This is a genomic window from Ochrobactrum sp. CGA5, from assembly GCF_006345815.1.
Classification (GTDB): Bacteria; Pseudomonadota; Alphaproteobacteria; order Rhizobiales; family Rhizobiaceae; genus Brucella.
This window is the reverse complement of sequence record NZ_VCIG01000001.1, coordinates 30,801-46,548: the sequence shown is the minus strand read 5'-3', so window position 1 is coordinate 46,548 and position 15,748 is coordinate 30,801. Positions and strand designations below refer to the sequence as shown.

Here is a 15,748-nt window from a genome sequence, read left to right as displayed (position 1 = left end):
AAACCGACAGAGGTGTTGAGAGGTCTGTCAGGGCAACGTTAAAGGCTTTGACGCCTTGACCTGCGACCTTATATTTATCGTATGCTATTCATAGGGTTCGCTGCCATAATATGATGAAACCGCCGGAACACCAGTTATTGAATTCGCTCGATCAGCGTTCGCGCGATATTTTCCGGTTGATCGTGGAGAGCTATCTGAACGATGGCGACCCGCTTGGCTCGCGCAACCTATCGCGCCTGCTGCCGCATACGCTTTCGCCAGCGACTATCCGCAATGTGATGAGCGACCTTGAGCATCTGGGTCTCATCTATGCTCCGCATATTTCAGCCGGACGCCTGCCGACGCAGATCGGGCTACGCTTCTTCGTTGATGCATTTCTGGAAATAGGCGACCTGCCGCCGGAGGAACGCTCCTCCATTGAGGCGCAGGTTCGGTCTGCGGGAATGAACAATTCGGTCGAAAGCGTTCTGACCGAGGCAAGCCAAGTCCTTTCGGGCCTGTCGCGTGGTGCGGGCCTCGTGCTGGCCACCAAGGCAGAAGGCGCACTCAAGCATATTGAATTCGTCCGTCTCGAACCGACCCGGGCGCTTGCCGTTCTGGTCATGCAGAGTGGCGACGTCGAAAACCGTGTCGTCAATCTCCCTGTTGGTATCAGCAATTCGCAATTGATTGAGGCATCGAATTTTCTCAACGCGCATATTCACGGCCATACGCTTTCCGAAGCCAAGGCTGAACTTAAAAAGCTGACAGAAGAAACGCGGCAGGAGCTCGATCAGCTCTCGCAGGATCTGGTCGCGCAGGGACTGGCGGTCTGGAGCGGTGCAGGAACGGATCAGCCGGCACGGCTGATTGTTCGCGGTCGTGCCAATCTTCTGGAAAATATCCATGCGCAGGAAGATATCGAACGCCTGCGTCACCTCTTCGATGACCTTGAAACAAAGGACGGCATGATCCAGCTTCTCGATCTCGCCGAGGCCGGTTCGGGCGTCCGTATCTTCATTGGTTCGGAGAACAAGCTTTTCTCCCTTTCCGGTTCATCGCTGGTGGTCGCCCCCTATCGCGACAGCGAGCAAAGGGTTATTGGTGCTCTGGGAGTCATTGGGCCCACAAGGCTCAATTATGCGCGGATCGTTCCCATGGTGGACTACACCGCCCAGATCGTTTCCCGGCTCCTGCGATAACTGTTAGATCTGCCGGCACAAACCAAGTCCCTGAAAATAGACCTTGATTTTATTGGCATGAAACTCGATATCCGCCCCAGAAGATATTCAAGACGGAAGTAGCATTATGGCTGACGAGAAAAACAAATCCCAGAACCCCGATCTTGAGCAGCGCGACATCAACAATCCCCGGGATCGCGAGGCACTGAACAGAGCTGCCGACGATTTTCTGAAGGCACGCAAGGCTGAGGCTCGTGCGGAAGCTGCCGAAGATGAAGCTGAGACGGCGGTAGATGAAACCGCAAACCGGATCGCAATGCTTGAAGCAGACAATGGCGAGCTGAAGGATCAGCTGCTGCGTGCCGCAGCCGAAATGGAAAACCTGCGCAAGCGGACCCAGCGCGATGTGCAGGACGCGCGCACCTATGCCATAACGAACTTTGCACGCGACATGCTGTCGGTTTCGGACAATCTGCGCCGCGCACTTGAGGCTATCCCTGCCGAAGCCCTGGCGACCGATGCAAGCCTGAAGTCGCTCGCAGACGGTGTCGAAATGACCGAGCGCGCCATGCTGCAGGCTTTGGAACGCCACGGTGTCAAGAAGCTGGAACCGGAAGGCCAGAAGTTCGATCCTAATTTCCATCAGGCTATGTTCGAAGTGCCGAATCAGGACTTGCCGAACAACACCGTCGTGCAGGTTGTGCAGGATGGTTATGCCATCGGCGACCGCGTTCTGCGTCCGGCAATGGTCGGCGTGTCCAAGGGGGGCCCAAAGGCAACGGCTGACAATGGCGATGCCGCTTCCGAAGGCAACGCCTGATTTCAGTATTAACCGGCGAAGATTGGAGCGGCGGCTTTGTCTGCCGCTCTTTTCATATCTACTGCTAGGCATGCAATAATGTGCGTATTGCTATTGGAGCGCACCGGTGAAAAATTGTCACTGGATGTGTGGAGGAGACCTGCAGCGTGACGATTCCTGAGTTTCTGAATTTTGCAGGCGTTTTCGTTTTCGCTGCGACTGGCGCTCTTGCAGCTTCGCGACGTCAGCTCGACATTATCGGTTTTCTGTTCCTCGCCAATATCACTGGTATTGGTGGCGGAACGTTCCGGGATCTCGTGCTTGGTGCGCCGGTTTTCTGGGTGATCGAGCCCACCTATCTGCTTGCCGGCACACTGGCGGCGATCCTCGTCTATTTCACGGCGCATATGGTCGAATCCCGCTACCGTGCCCTGCTCTGGCTCGATGCCGTAGGCATGGCCGCCTATACCGTGTTAGGCGCAGCCAAGGGCCTGGCACTTGGTTTCGGACCATCCGTCGCTATTGTAACCGGCATTTCCACAGCCACTCTGGGCGGCATATTACGCGATATGGTGGCAGGAGAGCCTTCTGTGCTGATGCGCCGCGAAGTCTACGTCACGGCGTCGCTTGTCGGCGCGTGCCTTTATGTACTGCTCGCCTGGCTGCAGATCGAGCCCGCTATATGTGCAATCGCAGCCGCTTCAACTGCGTTTCTCATTCGTGGTGGCGCACTTTATTTCGGCTGGACATTGCCCGTCTATAAAAGCCGCCCCGGACGCACGGAAGAAGAACTTCAGCGCGACCGGATCATCAGGCCGGAATAACTACTAGACTAAACCAGCCTGGTTTGCAGCAGCCTGCAGGCTGAGCTGCGGACGCGGCCCCATCTGCTGGATGATAAGACCGGCCGCCAACGAACCGAGACGGGCGCAATCTTCAAGCGAACGCTCATTCGTATAACCATACAGGAAACCGGCTGCGTAGAGATCGCCTGCTCCGGTCGTGTCAACCAGTGTGTCGATTTCGATAGCTGGAACAGTCAGGGTCTGGTCGGGCGTGACAACGATCGCCCCTTTTTCGGAACGGGTGACGATCGAAAGCGCGCAGTCCATGCGCATGGAGGCTATTGCCGTCTCAAGGGACTGCGTCTTGTATAGCGACTTGGCTTCATCCTCGTTGGCAAAGACGATGTCTACCGTGCGTGAACGCATGAGCTCCAAAAACTCCTCGCGATACCGATCGACGCAAAACGGATCAGAGAGGGTCATTGCCATCTGGCGTTTCTTCTCGTGCGCAATCTTCGACGCCATGATGATAGCTTCCTTCGCGCGCGGCGGGTCCCAAAGATAACCTTCGAAATAGGTCACCTTCGCGTCGGACACCTTGGAGGTCTCCACGTCTTCCGGTCCGAGTTCCACGCAGGCGCCGAGATAAGTATTCATCGAGCGCTCGCCATCGGGCGTTACGAAAATCATGGAACGGGCGGTTGGCGATCCTTTTTCCAGCGGACGGGTATCGAAGGCAACGCCCTGCGCGCGGATATCATGCGCGAAAACGCGGCCCAAATGATCTGTCGCCACCTTGCCGAAATAGGCGGAGCGTCCGCCGAGGCTTGCTACGCCTGCTGCGGTATTTCCGGCACTGCCGCCGGACATTTCCGTCGCCGGGCCTGCAATCCGGCTGTAGAGCAGTTCCGCACGCTCCGCATCGATAAGGTTCATCGCACCTTTGACGATACCATTCGTTTCCAGGAAAGAGTTATCGGTGCGCGAAAGAATATCGACAATGGCATTGCCAATGCAAAGAACGTCAAATGTAGCCATGAGCGCGAGAAGCTCCCCTGTGATTAGTCTCCCACCCGGCAAAGGCAGATCGTCATCGGAAAAGTCGCTATGCACTTTTCCTCGACACGCGTTAAGCCGGATATGCGGCAGTCATGTGGGTGCCGGTTTAGCTGTTTGAAACCCCTTTGGCTACCCTGCTAGCCTCCCGCATTGTGGGTAGCGCAGCTTGCGCGAGGGTGAAGGCATACCTATTTCCGTCTTCGTCCACAGTCGGAATTGGATCGACAATGATCTTAGATGCTGCCTTGAAAGCACTGAAACGCCTCACTACCCCGGAATTACGTGCAGTTTTCTGGAAGACCCTTGGTTTGACGCTGTTGCTGCTGATTGGCCTTTGGGCAGCAGTCCGTCAAATCTTTTTTACTTTTGCCTGGCCGTGGATGGAGCAAATACTACCCGGCATGCCGGAATGGGCAGGCTGGCTTGGTATCGTCGCCGCTATCGTTGCAGGCCTTGGTCTGGCACTTGTGCTCGCATTGATGATTGCACCTGTCACCGCACTCGTGGCGGGCCTGTTTCTCGATGATGTAGCCGAAGTGGTCGAGCGCGAGGACTATCCGAACGATCCTCCCGGCATGTCCTTGCCGATTGCCCGCTCTGTCGTCGTTTCTCTGAAATTTCTCGGTATTGTCATTCTCGGCAACATCGTCGCCTTGCTCATGCTGTTTATACCAGGCGTCAACCTAATCGCCTTTTTCGTCATCAATGCCTATCTACTTGGACGGGAATTCTTCGAGTTTGCGGCCATGCGTTATCGTTCCGAAGCTGAAGCCAAGGCCCTGAGGTCGCATTATGGCGTGACGGTCTTTCTGGCCGGATTGCTGATTGCAGGCTTCATGGCAATCCCCATCGTCAATCTTCTGACCCCGCTTTTTGCGGCAACAATGATGGTCCATCTGCACAAAGCCATCTCGCAGCGCGAGGCCCTACTCACGCCTGTGGCGGCAAGGGGATAAGCGGCGCAGGCACGTCGCAGCTTTTCGCCGGATACTTGCAGATATCTGCAATTACGCATTTCTCGCATTCCGGCTTGCGTGCCTTGCACACATAACGCCCATGCAGGATCAGCCAGTGATGCGCATGGAGCATAAATTCCTTGGGAATGACCCTCACCAGAATGGCTTCTACCGCCTCCGGCGTTTTTCCGGGCGCAAGACCAATCCGATTGCCGATGCGCAAGATATGTGTATCCACCGCCATGGTCGGCTGGCCAAAAGCCATATTCAACACCACATTGGCCGTCTTGCGGCCAACACCCGGCAGCTTCACCAGTTCGTCCCGGTCTCCCGGTACTTCTCCGCCGTGATCACGGATCAACGCTTCCGACAGAAGAATGACGTTCTTTGCCTTGTTCCGCCAAAGACCGATGGTGCGGATGTAGCCACCGACTTTCTCTTCGCCCAGCGCCAGCATTTTCTGCGGCGTATCGGCGATTGCAAAGAGCCCGCGCGTCGCCTTGTTGACCCCGGCATCGGTGGCCTGCGCCGACAAAACCACAGCAACAAGAAGCGTGAAAGCGTTCACATGCTCAAGCTCGCCCTTCGGCTCCGGCCGCTGAATCGAGAAGCGGCGAAATATCTCATGAATTTCGTCCGGCGTATAAAGCGTGCCACGCACCCGACGCTGAGGGCGGGCGGCAGGAGAAGCGTTCACAGGCGATTTGATTTTGGCCTTTTCCATTCCGCCTCTATAATGGTTTCCCTATCGATAAAACAATCAGCAGCTTGACGCAGCCCCATTAAGGTCGCCGATAGCAGCCAGATGACCTGAATGCGATGCATCATCCAGACGGCGCTGAACCTGACCGGTTCGACAAACCCATCTTTGAAGCCCTGCTGACCCCCTATCGCTCGCTGGGGCGTACGGGCTTTACCATCCTGATGTCTGCCTTGATCGGCTGCTGGATATTCGTAGGCATTCTTTTCTGGTCTATCGGTGCTTGGCCTATCTTCGGGTTTTTCGGGCTCGATGTTTTGCTGATCTATCTGGCTTTCCGCTGGAACTATCGGGCTGCACGCGCGCGCGAGGAGATCTCCGTGTCCCGCTCAGCCCTGCATATTCGCAAATATGCGGCGTCTGGCACGATAACTACGCATCGCTTCAATCCGTTCTGGACACGCTTCAAGGTCGCACGGAAGCCGGATATCGGAATCACGGGCATGAGCGTCGAAAGCCGTGAAGTGCGTGTCGTGATCGGAAACTTCCTCTCCCCTGATGATCGCGAAAGTTTCGCAACCGCTTTTGGTGCAGCGCTTTCCGAAGCACGCCGATAACAGCACCCGAATATTGCCGGGTATCTTGAACCTCCCCTGCGTTTTACCTTGCAACGAAGGAATCCGGATTGGCCCTTGAAGTCGGGCTTTTCACAAGCCATATCAGTTAGCGAAGAGATACGCCTTAAGGGTTCTCTTCATAACGGTCGCTTCTCATCAAGGACTGATGCAATGACACGAATGACACCGTTTTCGAGCCCCCTGCTGCTCGGATTCGATACGATGGAAAAAACGCTGGAACGGATCGCAAAATCCGGCGACGGTTATCCGCCCTATAATATTGAACGCCTGCGCGGCGAGACAGGTTCTGAACGTCTGCGCATCACTTTGGCGGTGGCTGGCTTTGCCAGTGAAGACCTCGAAGTCATGACGGAAGACAATCAGCTCGTCATCCGCGGACGCCAGACCGACGATACTGAACGCGAGTTTCTACATCGAGGCATAGCTGCCCGACAGTTTCAGCGCGTTTTCGTTCTGGCAGACGGTATGCGGGTTCTCGGTTGTGATCTGAAAAACGGTCTTTTGGCCATCGATCTGGACCGCCCTGAACCCGAACGGCTGGTTAAACGAATCAACATAGCGGTGAAAGACTGAACTTGTTCAGTTTTTGTTCAGCACAATAGCGCTATATTGAGAATGTGAAGCTCTGATGCGGCATGGTCGCAAATGACATGCCGACGAAATGGAGGCTAAGACCATGAACAGACATATATTCACCGAAAACGAATTCGCCCATCTCGGCGAAGGTGAAGTTGCCTACGTGCGCAAGATCCGTTCAGATGAACTTGCCCGCAGCTTCCCTGCCCTCCCACCGATCGAGCCGGGCCTTGAACTCTGGGCGCTCTTCGGCGCCAGCGGTGAGCCAATCGTGCTCTCCGACGTTCGCGCCACCGCGCTGCAAGGTGCACAAGACCATGAATTGCGCACGGTGATGCTGCACTGAGGTTCGACGCGATGCCGGCCATATCATGAGCCGCGCTCTCACACGAAATGAGTGCGGAAGATTGTGACGCACGTCATACCGCGAGCCGTCTTGAGGCAGAGTATGTTCTGCCTTGCAGATTGTTTCTGCGAGCAAACAAAAAACCGCCGTTCGGCCCGAACGGCGGTTTTTTTACGAGAAACTATTTGAACTCAGGCGGCGTTGGAAGCTGGCTGAGCGGTCAGAAAGGAATAAAGTGCCTGCGCGTCATGTGTGCCGCGCAATTTGGCAACAGTATCGGCGTCGCGCAGCATGCGGGCGATACGCGATAGAGCCTTCAGATGATCCGCGCCGGCATTTTCCGGCGCGAGAAGCAGAAAAACAAGATCGACAGGTTGATCGTCCAGCGCCTCAAAATCGACCGGGGTTTCCAGACGAGCGAAGATTCCGGCTATTTTGTTAATGTTCGCCAGCTTGCCGTGCGGAATGGCAACACCATTACCGACCCCGGTAGAACCGAGGCGCTCACGCTGGAGAATTGTTTCGAAAACTTCACGCTCAGGGAGACCGGTCAGTTCCGCAGCCTTCTCAGACAAAATCTGCAAAAGCTGTTTTTTGGAGCTGGCTTTCAGCGCCGGGATAATCGCCCCGGGCTGAATCAGATCACTAAGATCCATTCTCTCCGTTCCTTCTTCAATCAGGCCTTTGCGGCCCGGTTTGGGGAAGCGCACGCGGCCGCCTAGTCGCGATCCGCTGCGTGCGCTTCAGGTTTGCCGTCAGGCGCGCGGCGCGGCCTGGCGGGTGACCATTGATGGATCAACCCAGCCGATATTGCCGTCCGCGCGACGGTAGACGATGTTAACTTCATCATTGCCTGCATTGCGGAACACCAGAACTGGATTTTCTATCAAATCCAGTTCCACGACCGCCGATGCCACCGACATGGTGCGCAGGGCGACAGACGATTCCGCAACAATTGTCGGCGCGTAATCAGCCGGAAGATCCTCCTCTTCCTCCGGCAGCGGTGCCATAACACGATATGCAACGTCATCATAGATCGCTTCTGGCTGCGTAGCCGGGCGCGATTTCAGACGGCGCTTGTAGCGGCGAAGGCGGGTTTCGATCTTGTCCGCGGCCGCGTCAAAAGCCAGTTGCGGATCTTGCGCCTCGCCAGTGCTTTGCAGCGTTGCACCACTGTCGAGGTGCAAAGTGCAATCGGCACTGAAACGCGACCCGGACTTGGTGAGCGTAACCTGCCCGGAAAAGCCATGATCAAAATACTTGCCGACAGCTTCGTTAACCCGATCAATGATCCGGGCCGTGAAAGCTTCACCGACGTCCATATGCTTTCCAGATACACGCAGAGTCATTTGGCACACCTCATTTGCGTTACACCACAAGATTCAGTCTAACCATAAGGCGAGCGAAGCGCAAAGCGAACCCGCATCAAAGATGCTTTTCATCCTGTGCGTTTTCCAACTGAATTCACTGTGCATGCACGCTTCTCAAGCACACCTTCCGGCAAGGTGTCGAAACACCTTCCGAAAAGCCTTCGAAGTCGTGACTGCCTCAATCAACAGCCCCTTTACAGGATGGTTGCAGCACATCGTCTTTTTTAGGTAACGCCTCAGTAGCTAGACCGTTGCCCCGAACGTCACATTGCCCTTCCTTCAAACATATGAACAACCGCAATTTCTTCCAGAAACTACAGCGATATTATCAGACCATGCCTGCAAAACGCATTCGCCGGGAGGTCCAACCCATGTCACTATCCCGAAACCGGTTCGATTTCGATGAGACATGCTTCCATTCTGCCTTGGCGCACTTTTGATCGCAGAAACGAATAGACACAGGCGCTTCTGCTGCGATCTCGCCAATTCAAGCTGACGACTTATCCGGAAACCCTGAAAACAAAGGAGTCCCAACATCGGCCGCAGCGCGAGCCGGGCTTCTATTGGGTGAACTGGCGCTTGTCAATTGGTCCTTCTACCAGTTAGCCGTTGTGCAATGACGTTCTTTTCACAAATCGAAATCCAATTTTTCTGAAAGAGCCGCGCCACAGATACGGGATTTTAGAGCATTCCTCTGTATCCAAATGCAAGAGTGGCGCCTTGAATATACAATCGGTGATTTAATGCGGCCCACCCGGCGTAATCCTGGAGCCTGACTGGTTACGTGATCAGGAAGCCGACAATCTTGCCTTCTTTTCACGCCTCCGCTGAACCGATGAAGCAATATTCATTGACTCCCGATACTTTGCGACCGTTCTTCGCGCAATATCGACGCCGTCCTTCTTCAGTGCATCCACGATGGCATCATCGGAAAGCACGTCGTCGGGCTTTTCAGCATCAATCATTTGACGGATGCGATGACGTACACTCTCCGATGAATGAGCGTCACCGCCCTCGGAAGAGGCAATGGAAGCCGTAAAAAAATAACGCAGTTCAAACACACCACGCGGTGTGGCCATGAACTTGTTAGCGGTCACGCGACTGATGGTCGATTCATGCATGCCGACTGCATCAGCGACAGTACGCAGATTGAGCGGCTTCAAATGGGTCACCCCCAGACGCAAGAAGCCGTCCTGCTGCCGGACAATTTCCTGTGCGACTTTGAGGATTGTACGCGCACGCTGATCAAGGCTGCGTACAAGCCAGTTCGCAGTTTGCATACAATCCGAGAGAAACGCCTTTTCCTCAGGCTTCACCGAGGCGCTCACCTCAGCATAATATTCATTGTTGACGATAAGACGTGGCATTGCGACTGGGTTGAGTTCGATAGCCCAGCCACTGTCACGCGATGGCGTCACCAGCACATCTGGCACGATGGTATCGGCAACGGAAATTTCGAACGAGGCGCCCGGCTTTGGGTCGAGCATGCGGATTTCGGTCAGCATATCCAGAATATCAGCCTGATCGACGCCGCACAGCTTCTTGAGCGTCGCGAAATCGCGCCGCGCCAGAAGATCGAGATTGTCAATTAACGCCTCCATGGCCGGATCTAACCGATCCTTGAGACGCAACTGTATCGCTAGACACTCCCGCAGATCGCGAGCAAAAAGGCCTGGCGGATCAAAGTCTTGCATCAATCTCAGGACGCGCTCGATCTCAACTGTTTCCACACCCAGATTCTGGGCCAAGCCGATAATATCAATACGCAGATAACCACTCTCGTCCAGCGCGTCCGCCAGCGCTGTCGCAATGAACCTGTCCGCCGTTCTGGGAAACGTCAGCGCAATCTGCTCCGCCACATGTTCGCTCAGCGAAACTCGGCTGGCTGCAACTTGATCAATGTCATAACTGCCGCCTGAAATATATCCGTCGCCAGCAGGGGATTTCCATTGTGCGGCGAGATCTGGGCCGATCTCATCGACGCGACCCGGATCATCTGGAAAGATGTTCTCAAGCGAACTGTCGAAGGTCGACGAGAGATTTTCAGCGTCATCCGAAGCGCCTGTTTTGAACCAGTCATCGTCCGGCAAGTCTTCCGATACTGCACCTTCTCCGTCAGTCTCGATATTAACCTGCCCGGAATCAGCGCCCGAAAAATCATCATTCGCTGCCTCAATTCGATCCAGCAGCGGATTTTTCTCGACTTCAACATCGAGAAATTGCTCCAGCTCCATATGCGTCATCTGTAGCAGTTTGATTGACTGCATCAACTGCGGTGTCATCACCAGCGATTGAGATTGACGGAAATCGAGCTTGGGCGACAGAGCCATTGCGATGCGTATTCTCCCCCAGTTAAACCCTGTCAGCAACTGCGGAGCACATGAGAACACGCACGCTACGCTTGACAGCAAACCTCTTGCTTTCGGACGCCCCCTCTCGGCATCAAACCTGAGCCTACAAAGGAATAAGCCGTCCGCTCGCAGCCATTTTAAGCTGAAAGCAGGCTTGAATGAAAACTGGTATGAACCTTGCTTGTCAATTCAGAATGTGCGTTTTTGAGACAAAAGGGGAAATAGTCGCGGTTCAGCTACAGTTTATGCAACATTGCACAGAACAAAACGGGCCCGAACCAACGGCTGGTCAGAATGACGCATTACCAGAGGAGGCCCGACGATCGCAAAATGTTCTGACTATATCAGAGCGTAAACTGGTCGCCGAGATAGAGTCGGCGCACGTCTGGGTTAGCAACGATTTCGGCAGGGCGGCCATGCGTCAGCACCTGACCGGCGTGAATGATGTAGGCACGATCAATAAGGCCGAGCGTTTCACGCACATTATGATCGGTAATCAGAACGCCGATGCCACGGCTGGTCAGATGACGAACGAGCTGCTGAATATCGGAAACAGCGATCGGATCAACGCCCGCAAAAGGTTCGTCGAGCAACATGAAGTTCGGGCGTGATGCGAGCGCACGTGCGATTTCGAGACGACGGCGTTCACCACCCGACAGTGAAATTGCCGGTGCCTTGCGCAGATGAGCGATGTGGAATTCTTCCAACAGTGCGTCCAGTTCGGAAGCGCGTTTGGAGCGATCTTTCTCCACCACTTCCAGCACAGCCTTGATGTTGTTTTCCACCGAAAGGCCTCGGAAAATCGAGGCTTCCTGTGGCAGATAACCGATGCCCAGTCGGGAACGACGGTACATCGGCATCGACGTGACATCGAAACCGTCGATCTCGATAGAACCGGCATCAGCAGGGACCAGCCCCGTAACCATATAGAAGCAAGTGGTCTTGCCTGCGCCGTTCGGCCCAAGAATACCGACAGCCTCGCCCGCACGCACACCAAATGACACGCCGTTGACAACCTGTCGGCCGCGATAGCTCTTGCAGAGACCGCGTGCCACAAGCGTACCCTTGAGCCGCGCCGATCTACCCGGCTGACCAGGCATCGCGCCCACAACATCGGATGGTGCATTGACATTTGGCGATGCGTCTTGTGGCCCGTCGGCCTTCTTGTTCCAGAACAATCCCACGGCCGCTCCGGTCAGTTCTGCTTGGGCGCAGCACCGCCCTGCTGTTGATCTTTCGGAGCCATGATGATCGATACGCGCCCCTTGGTCTGGCCTTTGCAGCTTTCGACATTGGCACGACCTGTATCCAGATGCGCCGTCAGCTTGCAACCGGTCACGACGTTGTCACCATCGGTCAAGACCACTTTCTGCCCCTGAAGGACCATCACCTGGTTTTTCGCATCATAGCGACCGGTATCGCCCGTTGCGACCTGGGTACCGGACTTGAGATAAACTTTTCCGGTAATGTCGATGTGATCAATGCTCGACGAATCAATGCCGCCAACGCCAGCACTTGCCGGTTCCGGGGCCTGAGCCTCCCCGTCTTTTTTGGCTTTGTTATAATAAACAGTCATCTGACCCGCTTTCAGCAAGGCATCGCCTTGCGAAACGGCAACATTGCCGGTGAAGATGGCAATACCTTCCTTGTCGCGCATTTCCAGCTTATCAGCGTCGATCTTGACAGGCGCCTTGCTGTTGGAAAGCTTCAAACCGTTCACGGCTGCGCCTTCCTGTGCCGAAGAGACTGCCGGAGCCGCGACGACGCCGAGCACCAGAACTGCAAATCCCATCCGCAAAGTGCGGGCCATCTTACCCTTGTTCATCTTGCCCGTCTCGCGTTTCATATATCTTCAGCTCCCCGAAGCATTCGACCATCCTTGGATCGACATGCGGTCAGACGCAACATTAAGCACTTTGCCGCCAAATGGGAACATTAGGCGTCGCAAAATGCGATCAAAAAAGCGGTTTAGAGCCTGTAGCACTCCGACTCTATCAGAAACACGCTCTAACAATTTGTTTTCGAGCACATTTCTATGTGAAAATGCACCCCAGCGTCCGCACGGATACAAACCAGTCCGAACACGTCTCTATCTCAAATCAGACACCCTTCTCAGGGAGTCTTGTTGGGCGAAACAACGCTGCCGTCAACAGTCATTCGGACCTTGTTCTCGAAAATCAGAACTTTGCCGTTGTCCTTGACCTGCATGCTGTCGGCCAGAATATGCGTGCCACCGCTGCGGATATCGACAGGCTTGTCGGTCGTGATCTGCCCGCTCTTGAGATTTACGTCCGCAGAACGCAGCACCGCACGCAAACCGTCATCTGTCGTAACAATAAAGTCCTTATCAAGTTGCAAACGTCCGTTGGCATTATCGTAAACGCCCGACGTTGCCTCGACCTTGGCAGTCCCGCTCTCACCAACCGGCAATTCAGCGGAAATGCCTTCAAGCGCAATCGTGCCACTGTTCTTTGCATCCTGCGTCGCCTTGGAAGCAGTCATCGAATAGGGGCGATTGTCCTTGGTGTATCCATTCAGATGCGGGCTTGTCATGACAAGCTTGCCGCTTTCGCCACCATTGTTGACTTCAACCTTTATGGGTGTGTTCGGCGTCGCAAGGAATGTATACCAGGAGAAGACGGCCGCTACGATGATCGCCGCGACCGGAAGCGCGGTCTTCAAAACGCGGACACGAACCGAATGACGCTGGGCAGCATGAAACAACGTTTCGGCCTTCTCTGACGCACCGAAACGCACGCCACTCGCGCCGCGAACCGAAGCAGTCGCATCCTGCGGCGCATGGCTATGTGTGGAGTCGACGGTCATGTTGCGTTTTATTCCTCAACGGCTTTGATAGAATTCAGTAGTCAGCGCGCGTATCACGCTTTTTCATTTCAATAGGGTTTATTTGGGGTGAAATAACCGGTCGCTCAATAGCTTTACACCGCACAAAACACCGCACCCGCCTCCCAAACAGGTAGCAGAAACGGTTTATAGCTTTGATAATTCAGCCCAATTTTCACCCCACCGCATTAGGTGGAATGCTAATCAAATCTTTGATATCACAAGATGGGGTCAAATTACAGTCATACGTAACGCTGTCACGAAAGCTGGCATGGCAACAAGCACGAGAATTGCACTCGACGTCATTACAATATTTATTCCAGACACTATCTCTATTCAGACCGATTTTCTGAAGAGACTTGCCGCATGCCATCATTCAAGGCAAAAGGTGACGGGTCGGGCGCAAGTCGCGCTATTTGAACGAATGGATTGACGGGAATGGTTCAGGACGCCGAAACGATCATCGAACGCCGGAAGTTGCGCAGAAAACTGACAATCTGGCGCGGAGCTTTCCTGCTTCTGATAGCAGCCTTGATCGCCGTCTTTGCGTCATGGACCATGAGTGGCACCAATTTCAATCAACCGCATATTGCCAAGGTGCGCATTGAAGGCACCATCTTCGAGAACGAAGAATTGCTGAAACGCCTCGACAAGATTGCCAAGGACGACGCCGTCAAAGGCGTGATTCTGGTTCTTGATTCGCCCGGAGGAACGACGGTGGGTGGCGAAGCGATCTTTGAAGCCGTGCGCAAGATCGCCGAAAAAAAGCCAGTGGTTACACAGGTTGGAACACTGGCCGCCTCCGCTGGGTACATGATCGCCAGCGCGTCCGACCATATCGTCGCGCGGCAGACATCCATAGTCGGTTCAATCGGAGTTCTGTTTCAATATCCCGATGTATCGAAGCTTCTTGATACAATCGGCGTCAAGGTCGAAACTATCAAATCCTCGCCGCTCAAGGCAGAACCGAATTATTTCAGTCCGGCCAGCGAAGAAGCCAAGGGCATGATCCGCAACATGATCATGGATTCCTACGCATGGTTCGTGGATATTGTCGAAAAGCGCCGTTCGCTCACACATGAACAGGCGTTGGCGCTTGCCAATGGCGCAGTTTTTACCGGGCGGCAGGCGCTGGATAAAAAATTGATCGACGGACTAGGCGGCGAAGAGGAAGCCGTTGCCTGGCTTGCAAGCAAGGGGCTTTCCAAGGATTTGCCGCGCCTGGAGTGGAAGCCTGTCAGCAGCGAAACGGGTTTCTCGGTGCGCGATCTTATCATTCACGCTGGCGCGCGCCTCCTCGGCATACCACAGGAGGCCGATGGCATGTTGAAGCAAATCGCCAAGGAACGCATCTTTCTTGACGGGCTTCTCTCGGTTTGGCACGTTGACGGTACGCCTCAGGCGAATTGACGCCAGCCGGGCAAACCTACACAATATCCGGTAGATACCAGATCAAACAAGCAGAAGAACAGGGGTTTAAAGCCGTGATCAAATCGGAACTCGTTCAGATTATCGCCAGCCGTAATCCGCATCTCTTTCAGCGCGATGTCGAAAACATCGTGGGGGCGGTATTCGACGAGATCACAAACGCCCTTGCCGAAGGCAATCGCGTTGAATTGCGCGGCTTTGGTGCCTTTTCGGTGAAAAACCGTCCTGCCCGCAGCGGCCGCAATCCGCGCACCGGCGAAACGGTGGAGGTGGAAGAAAAGTGGGTTCCCTTCTTCAAAACCGGCAAGGAACTGCGCGACCGTCTCAACGGCGCAGTCTGATAACACCATGGCGGCAAAACGCATCATCGCGATCATCATTCTCGCTCCACTCGCAGTGGTTCTGATTGCACTGTCGGTTGCCAATCGCGCATCGGTCCAATTCACGATCGATCCGTTCAATCCGGGTAACCCTGCTTTGACCTATGATGCGCCACTTTTCCTGTGGCTGTTTGGAGCCCTTCTTCTCGGTGTTGTCATCGGTTCCCTGGTGACGTGGCTCACACAAGGCAAGCACCGCCGCAAGGAGCGCATGTATAAACAGGAAGCCGCCCGCCTGCTTGAACGCAGCACAGCTGCCGAGAAGCGCAATATATCGGTCGTGAACTCCTGAAACGCCCACTAATCTCGAACCCGGAGGTAAAACTTCCGGGTTTTCATACTTGGAGCGCGATTGA

Annotated in this window: 18 protein-coding genes; 10 read left to right on the top strand and 8 right to left on the bottom strand. The window is 54.7% G+C overall.

Translation table 11 applies throughout. The annotated features are described in order from the left end of the window. Nucleotides 1-110: 110 nt before the first annotated feature. The 3 genes from hrcA to FJQ48_RS00210 all read left to right on the top strand — a co-directional run bounded on the left by hrcA (nt 111) and on the right by FJQ48_RS00210 (nt 2,783). Complete coding sequence (hrcA, locus tag FJQ48_RS00220) at nt 111-1,181, top strand: heat-inducible transcriptional repressor HrcA (protein ID WP_139973214.1); 1,071 nt, start codon at nt 111-113, stop codon at nt 1,179-1,181. Nucleotides 1,182-1,287: 106 nt separating this feature from the next. Next, the gene (gene grpE, locus FJQ48_RS00215) at nt 1,288-1,980 is read left to right on the top strand and encodes a nucleotide exchange factor GrpE (RefSeq protein WP_139973213.1); all 693 of its coding nucleotides are present in this window, start codon (nt 1,288-1,290) and stop codon (nt 1,978-1,980) included. 146 nt (nt 1,981-2,126) lie between these two features. After that, nucleotides 2,127-2,783 (top strand): trimeric intracellular cation channel family protein, encoded by a 657-nt coding sequence (locus FJQ48_RS00210; RefSeq protein ID WP_139973212.1) that lies wholly within the window; start codon nt 2,127-2,129, stop codon nt 2,781-2,783. Nucleotides 2,784-2,786: 3 nt separating this feature from the next. Here the strand turns inward: FJQ48_RS00210 and FJQ48_RS00205 are convergent, their stop codons facing one another. Further along, the gene (locus FJQ48_RS00205) at nt 2,787-3,782 is read right to left on the bottom strand and encodes an adenosine kinase (protein WP_139973211.1); all 996 of its coding nucleotides are present in this window, start codon (nt 3,780-3,782) and stop codon (nt 2,787-2,789) included. 248 nt (nt 3,783-4,030) lie between these two features. On the opposite strand from FJQ48_RS00205, the gene FJQ48_RS00200 reads away from it, so the two are divergent. Then, nucleotides 4,031-4,759, top strand: a complete 729-nt coding sequence (locus tag FJQ48_RS00200; protein ID WP_139973210.1) for a sulfate transporter family protein — start codon at nt 4,031-4,033, stop codon at nt 4,757-4,759. On the opposite strand, the gene nth is transcribed toward FJQ48_RS00200, so the two are convergent. Then, nucleotides 4,734-5,483, bottom strand: a complete 750-nt coding sequence (nth, locus tag FJQ48_RS00195) for an endonuclease III (RefSeq protein ID WP_139973209.1) — start codon at nt 5,481-5,483, stop codon at nt 4,734-4,736. The genes FJQ48_RS00200 and nth overlap by 26 nt on opposite strands. Before the next feature lie 95 nt (nt 5,484-5,578). Between nth and FJQ48_RS00190 the strand changes: the two genes are divergently transcribed. The 3 genes from FJQ48_RS00190 (at nt 5,579) to FJQ48_RS00180 (ending at nt 7,019) form a co-directional block, all read left to right on the top strand. Beyond that, nucleotides 5,579-6,076: a DUF2244 domain-containing protein gene (locus FJQ48_RS00190; RefSeq protein ID WP_139973208.1), complete on the top strand. Its 498-nt coding sequence runs from the start codon at nt 5,579-5,581 to the stop codon at nt 6,074-6,076. A 171-nt stretch (nt 6,077-6,247) separates the two neighbouring features. After that, nucleotides 6,248-6,670, top strand: coding sequence for an Hsp20 family protein (locus FJQ48_RS00185; protein ID WP_105540905.1), 423 nt, complete (start codon nt 6,248-6,250; stop codon nt 6,668-6,670). A 103-nt stretch (nt 6,671-6,773) separates the two neighbouring features. Beyond that, nucleotides 6,774-7,019, top strand: coding sequence for a DUF1150 family protein (locus FJQ48_RS00180; protein ID WP_139973207.1), 246 nt, complete (start codon nt 6,774-6,776; stop codon nt 7,017-7,019). A gap of 191 nt (nt 7,020-7,210) precedes the next feature. Here FJQ48_RS00180 and ptsN read toward each other — a convergent pair whose 3' ends face one another. From ptsN to lptC, 6 genes are all read right to left on the bottom strand, one after another. Then, nucleotides 7,211-7,675: a PTS IIA-like nitrogen regulatory protein PtsN gene (gene ptsN, locus FJQ48_RS00175; RefSeq protein WP_006465889.1), complete on the bottom strand. Its 465-nt coding sequence runs from the start codon at nt 7,673-7,675 to the stop codon at nt 7,211-7,213. A gap of 99 nt (nt 7,676-7,774) precedes the next feature. Next, a complete protein-coding gene (raiA, locus tag FJQ48_RS00170) occupies nt 7,775-8,368 on the bottom strand; it encodes a ribosome-associated translation inhibitor RaiA (protein WP_139973206.1) in 594 nt (197 codons plus the stop codon). An 809-nt stretch (nt 8,369-9,177) separates the two neighbouring features. Next, on the bottom strand, nt 9,178-10,719 hold the full coding sequence (gene rpoN, locus FJQ48_RS00165; RefSeq protein WP_139973205.1) for an RNA polymerase factor sigma-54: 1,542 nt from the start codon (nt 10,717-10,719) through the stop codon (nt 9,178-9,180). Nucleotides 10,720-11,084: 365 nt separating this feature from the next. After that, complete coding sequence (gene lptB / locus FJQ48_RS00160) at nt 11,085-11,924, bottom strand: LPS export ABC transporter ATP-binding protein (RefSeq protein WP_139973204.1); 840 nt, start codon at nt 11,922-11,924, stop codon at nt 11,085-11,087. An 11-nt stretch (nt 11,925-11,935) separates the two neighbouring features. Continuing rightward, entirely contained in the window at nt 11,936-12,586 is a 651-nt protein-coding gene (locus FJQ48_RS00155) for an LptA/OstA family protein (protein ID WP_139973203.1), read from the bottom strand. A gap of 266 nt (nt 12,587-12,852) precedes the next feature. Continuing rightward, on the bottom strand, nt 12,853-13,566 hold the full coding sequence (gene lptC / locus FJQ48_RS00150; RefSeq protein WP_139973202.1) for an LPS export ABC transporter periplasmic protein LptC: 714 nt from the start codon (nt 13,564-13,566) through the stop codon (nt 12,853-12,855). A 456-nt stretch (nt 13,567-14,022) separates the two neighbouring features. Here lptC and sppA point away from each other — a divergent pair, with 456 nt between their 5' ends. The 3 genes from sppA (at nt 14,023) to FJQ48_RS00135 (ending at nt 15,684) form a co-directional block, all read left to right on the top strand. Continuing rightward, complete coding sequence (sppA, locus tag FJQ48_RS00145) at nt 14,023-14,994, top strand: signal peptide peptidase SppA (RefSeq protein ID WP_139973201.1); 972 nt, start codon at nt 14,023-14,025, stop codon at nt 14,992-14,994. Nucleotides 14,995-15,068: 74 nt separating this feature from the next. Further along, nucleotides 15,069-15,353: an integration host factor subunit beta gene (locus FJQ48_RS00140; RefSeq protein ID WP_139973200.1), complete on the top strand. Its 285-nt coding sequence runs from the start codon at nt 15,069-15,071 to the stop codon at nt 15,351-15,353. A gap of 7 nt (nt 15,354-15,360) precedes the next feature. Next, nucleotides 15,361-15,684, top strand: a complete 324-nt coding sequence (locus FJQ48_RS00135; protein WP_139973199.1) for a LapA family protein — start codon at nt 15,361-15,363, stop codon at nt 15,682-15,684. Nucleotides 15,685-15,748: the final 64 nt, after the last annotated feature.

What these genes read in the sequence shown, in the direction of transcription:
- ptsN (WP_006465889.1), bottom strand. Translation starts at nt 7,675, where the DNA reads ATGGATCTTAGTGATCTGATTCAGCCCGGGGCGATTATCCCGGCGCTG.
- rpoN (WP_139973205.1), bottom strand. Translation starts at nt 10,719, where the DNA reads ATGGCTCTGTCGCCCAAGCTCGATTTCCGTCAATCTCAATCGCTGGTG.
- grpE (WP_139973213.1), top strand. Translation starts at nt 1,288, where the DNA reads ATGGCTGACGAGAAAAACAAATCCCAGAACCCCGATCTTGAGCAGCGC.
- FJQ48_RS00135 (WP_139973199.1), top strand. Translation starts at nt 15,361, where the DNA reads ATGGCGGCAAAACGCATCATCGCGATCATCATTCTCGCTCCACTCGCA.
- nth (WP_139973209.1), bottom strand. Translation starts at nt 5,483, where the DNA reads ATGGAAAAGGCCAAAATCAAATCGCCTGTGAACGCTTCTCCTGCCGCC.
- FJQ48_RS00205 (WP_139973211.1), bottom strand. Translation starts at nt 3,782, where the DNA reads ATGGCTACATTTGACGTTCTTTGCATTGGCAATGCCATTGTCGATATT.
- FJQ48_RS00190 (WP_139973208.1), top strand. Translation starts at nt 5,579, where the DNA reads ATGCATCATCCAGACGGCGCTGAACCTGACCGGTTCGACAAACCCATC.
- hrcA (WP_139973214.1), top strand. Translation starts at nt 111, where the DNA reads ATGATGAAACCGCCGGAACACCAGTTATTGAATTCGCTCGATCAGCGT.
- FJQ48_RS00180 (WP_139973207.1), top strand. Translation starts at nt 6,774, where the DNA reads ATGAACAGACATATATTCACCGAAAACGAATTCGCCCATCTCGGCGAA.
- raiA (WP_139973206.1), bottom strand. Translation starts at nt 8,368, where the DNA reads ATGACTCTGCGTGTATCTGGAAAGCATATGGACGTCGGTGAAGCTTTC.
- lptC (WP_139973202.1), bottom strand. Translation starts at nt 13,566, where the DNA reads ATGACCGTCGACTCCACACATAGCCATGCGCCGCAGGATGCGACTGCT.
- FJQ48_RS00155 (WP_139973203.1), bottom strand. Translation starts at nt 12,586, where the DNA reads ATGAAACGCGAGACGGGCAAGATGAACAAGGGTAAGATGGCCCGCACT.
- FJQ48_RS00200 (WP_139973210.1), top strand. Translation starts at nt 4,031, where the DNA reads ATGATCTTAGATGCTGCCTTGAAAGCACTGAAACGCCTCACTACCCCG.
- sppA (WP_139973201.1), top strand. Translation starts at nt 14,023, where the DNA reads ATGGTTCAGGACGCCGAAACGATCATCGAACGCCGGAAGTTGCGCAGA.
- FJQ48_RS00185 (WP_105540905.1), top strand. Translation starts at nt 6,248, where the DNA reads ATGACACGAATGACACCGTTTTCGAGCCCCCTGCTGCTCGGATTCGAT.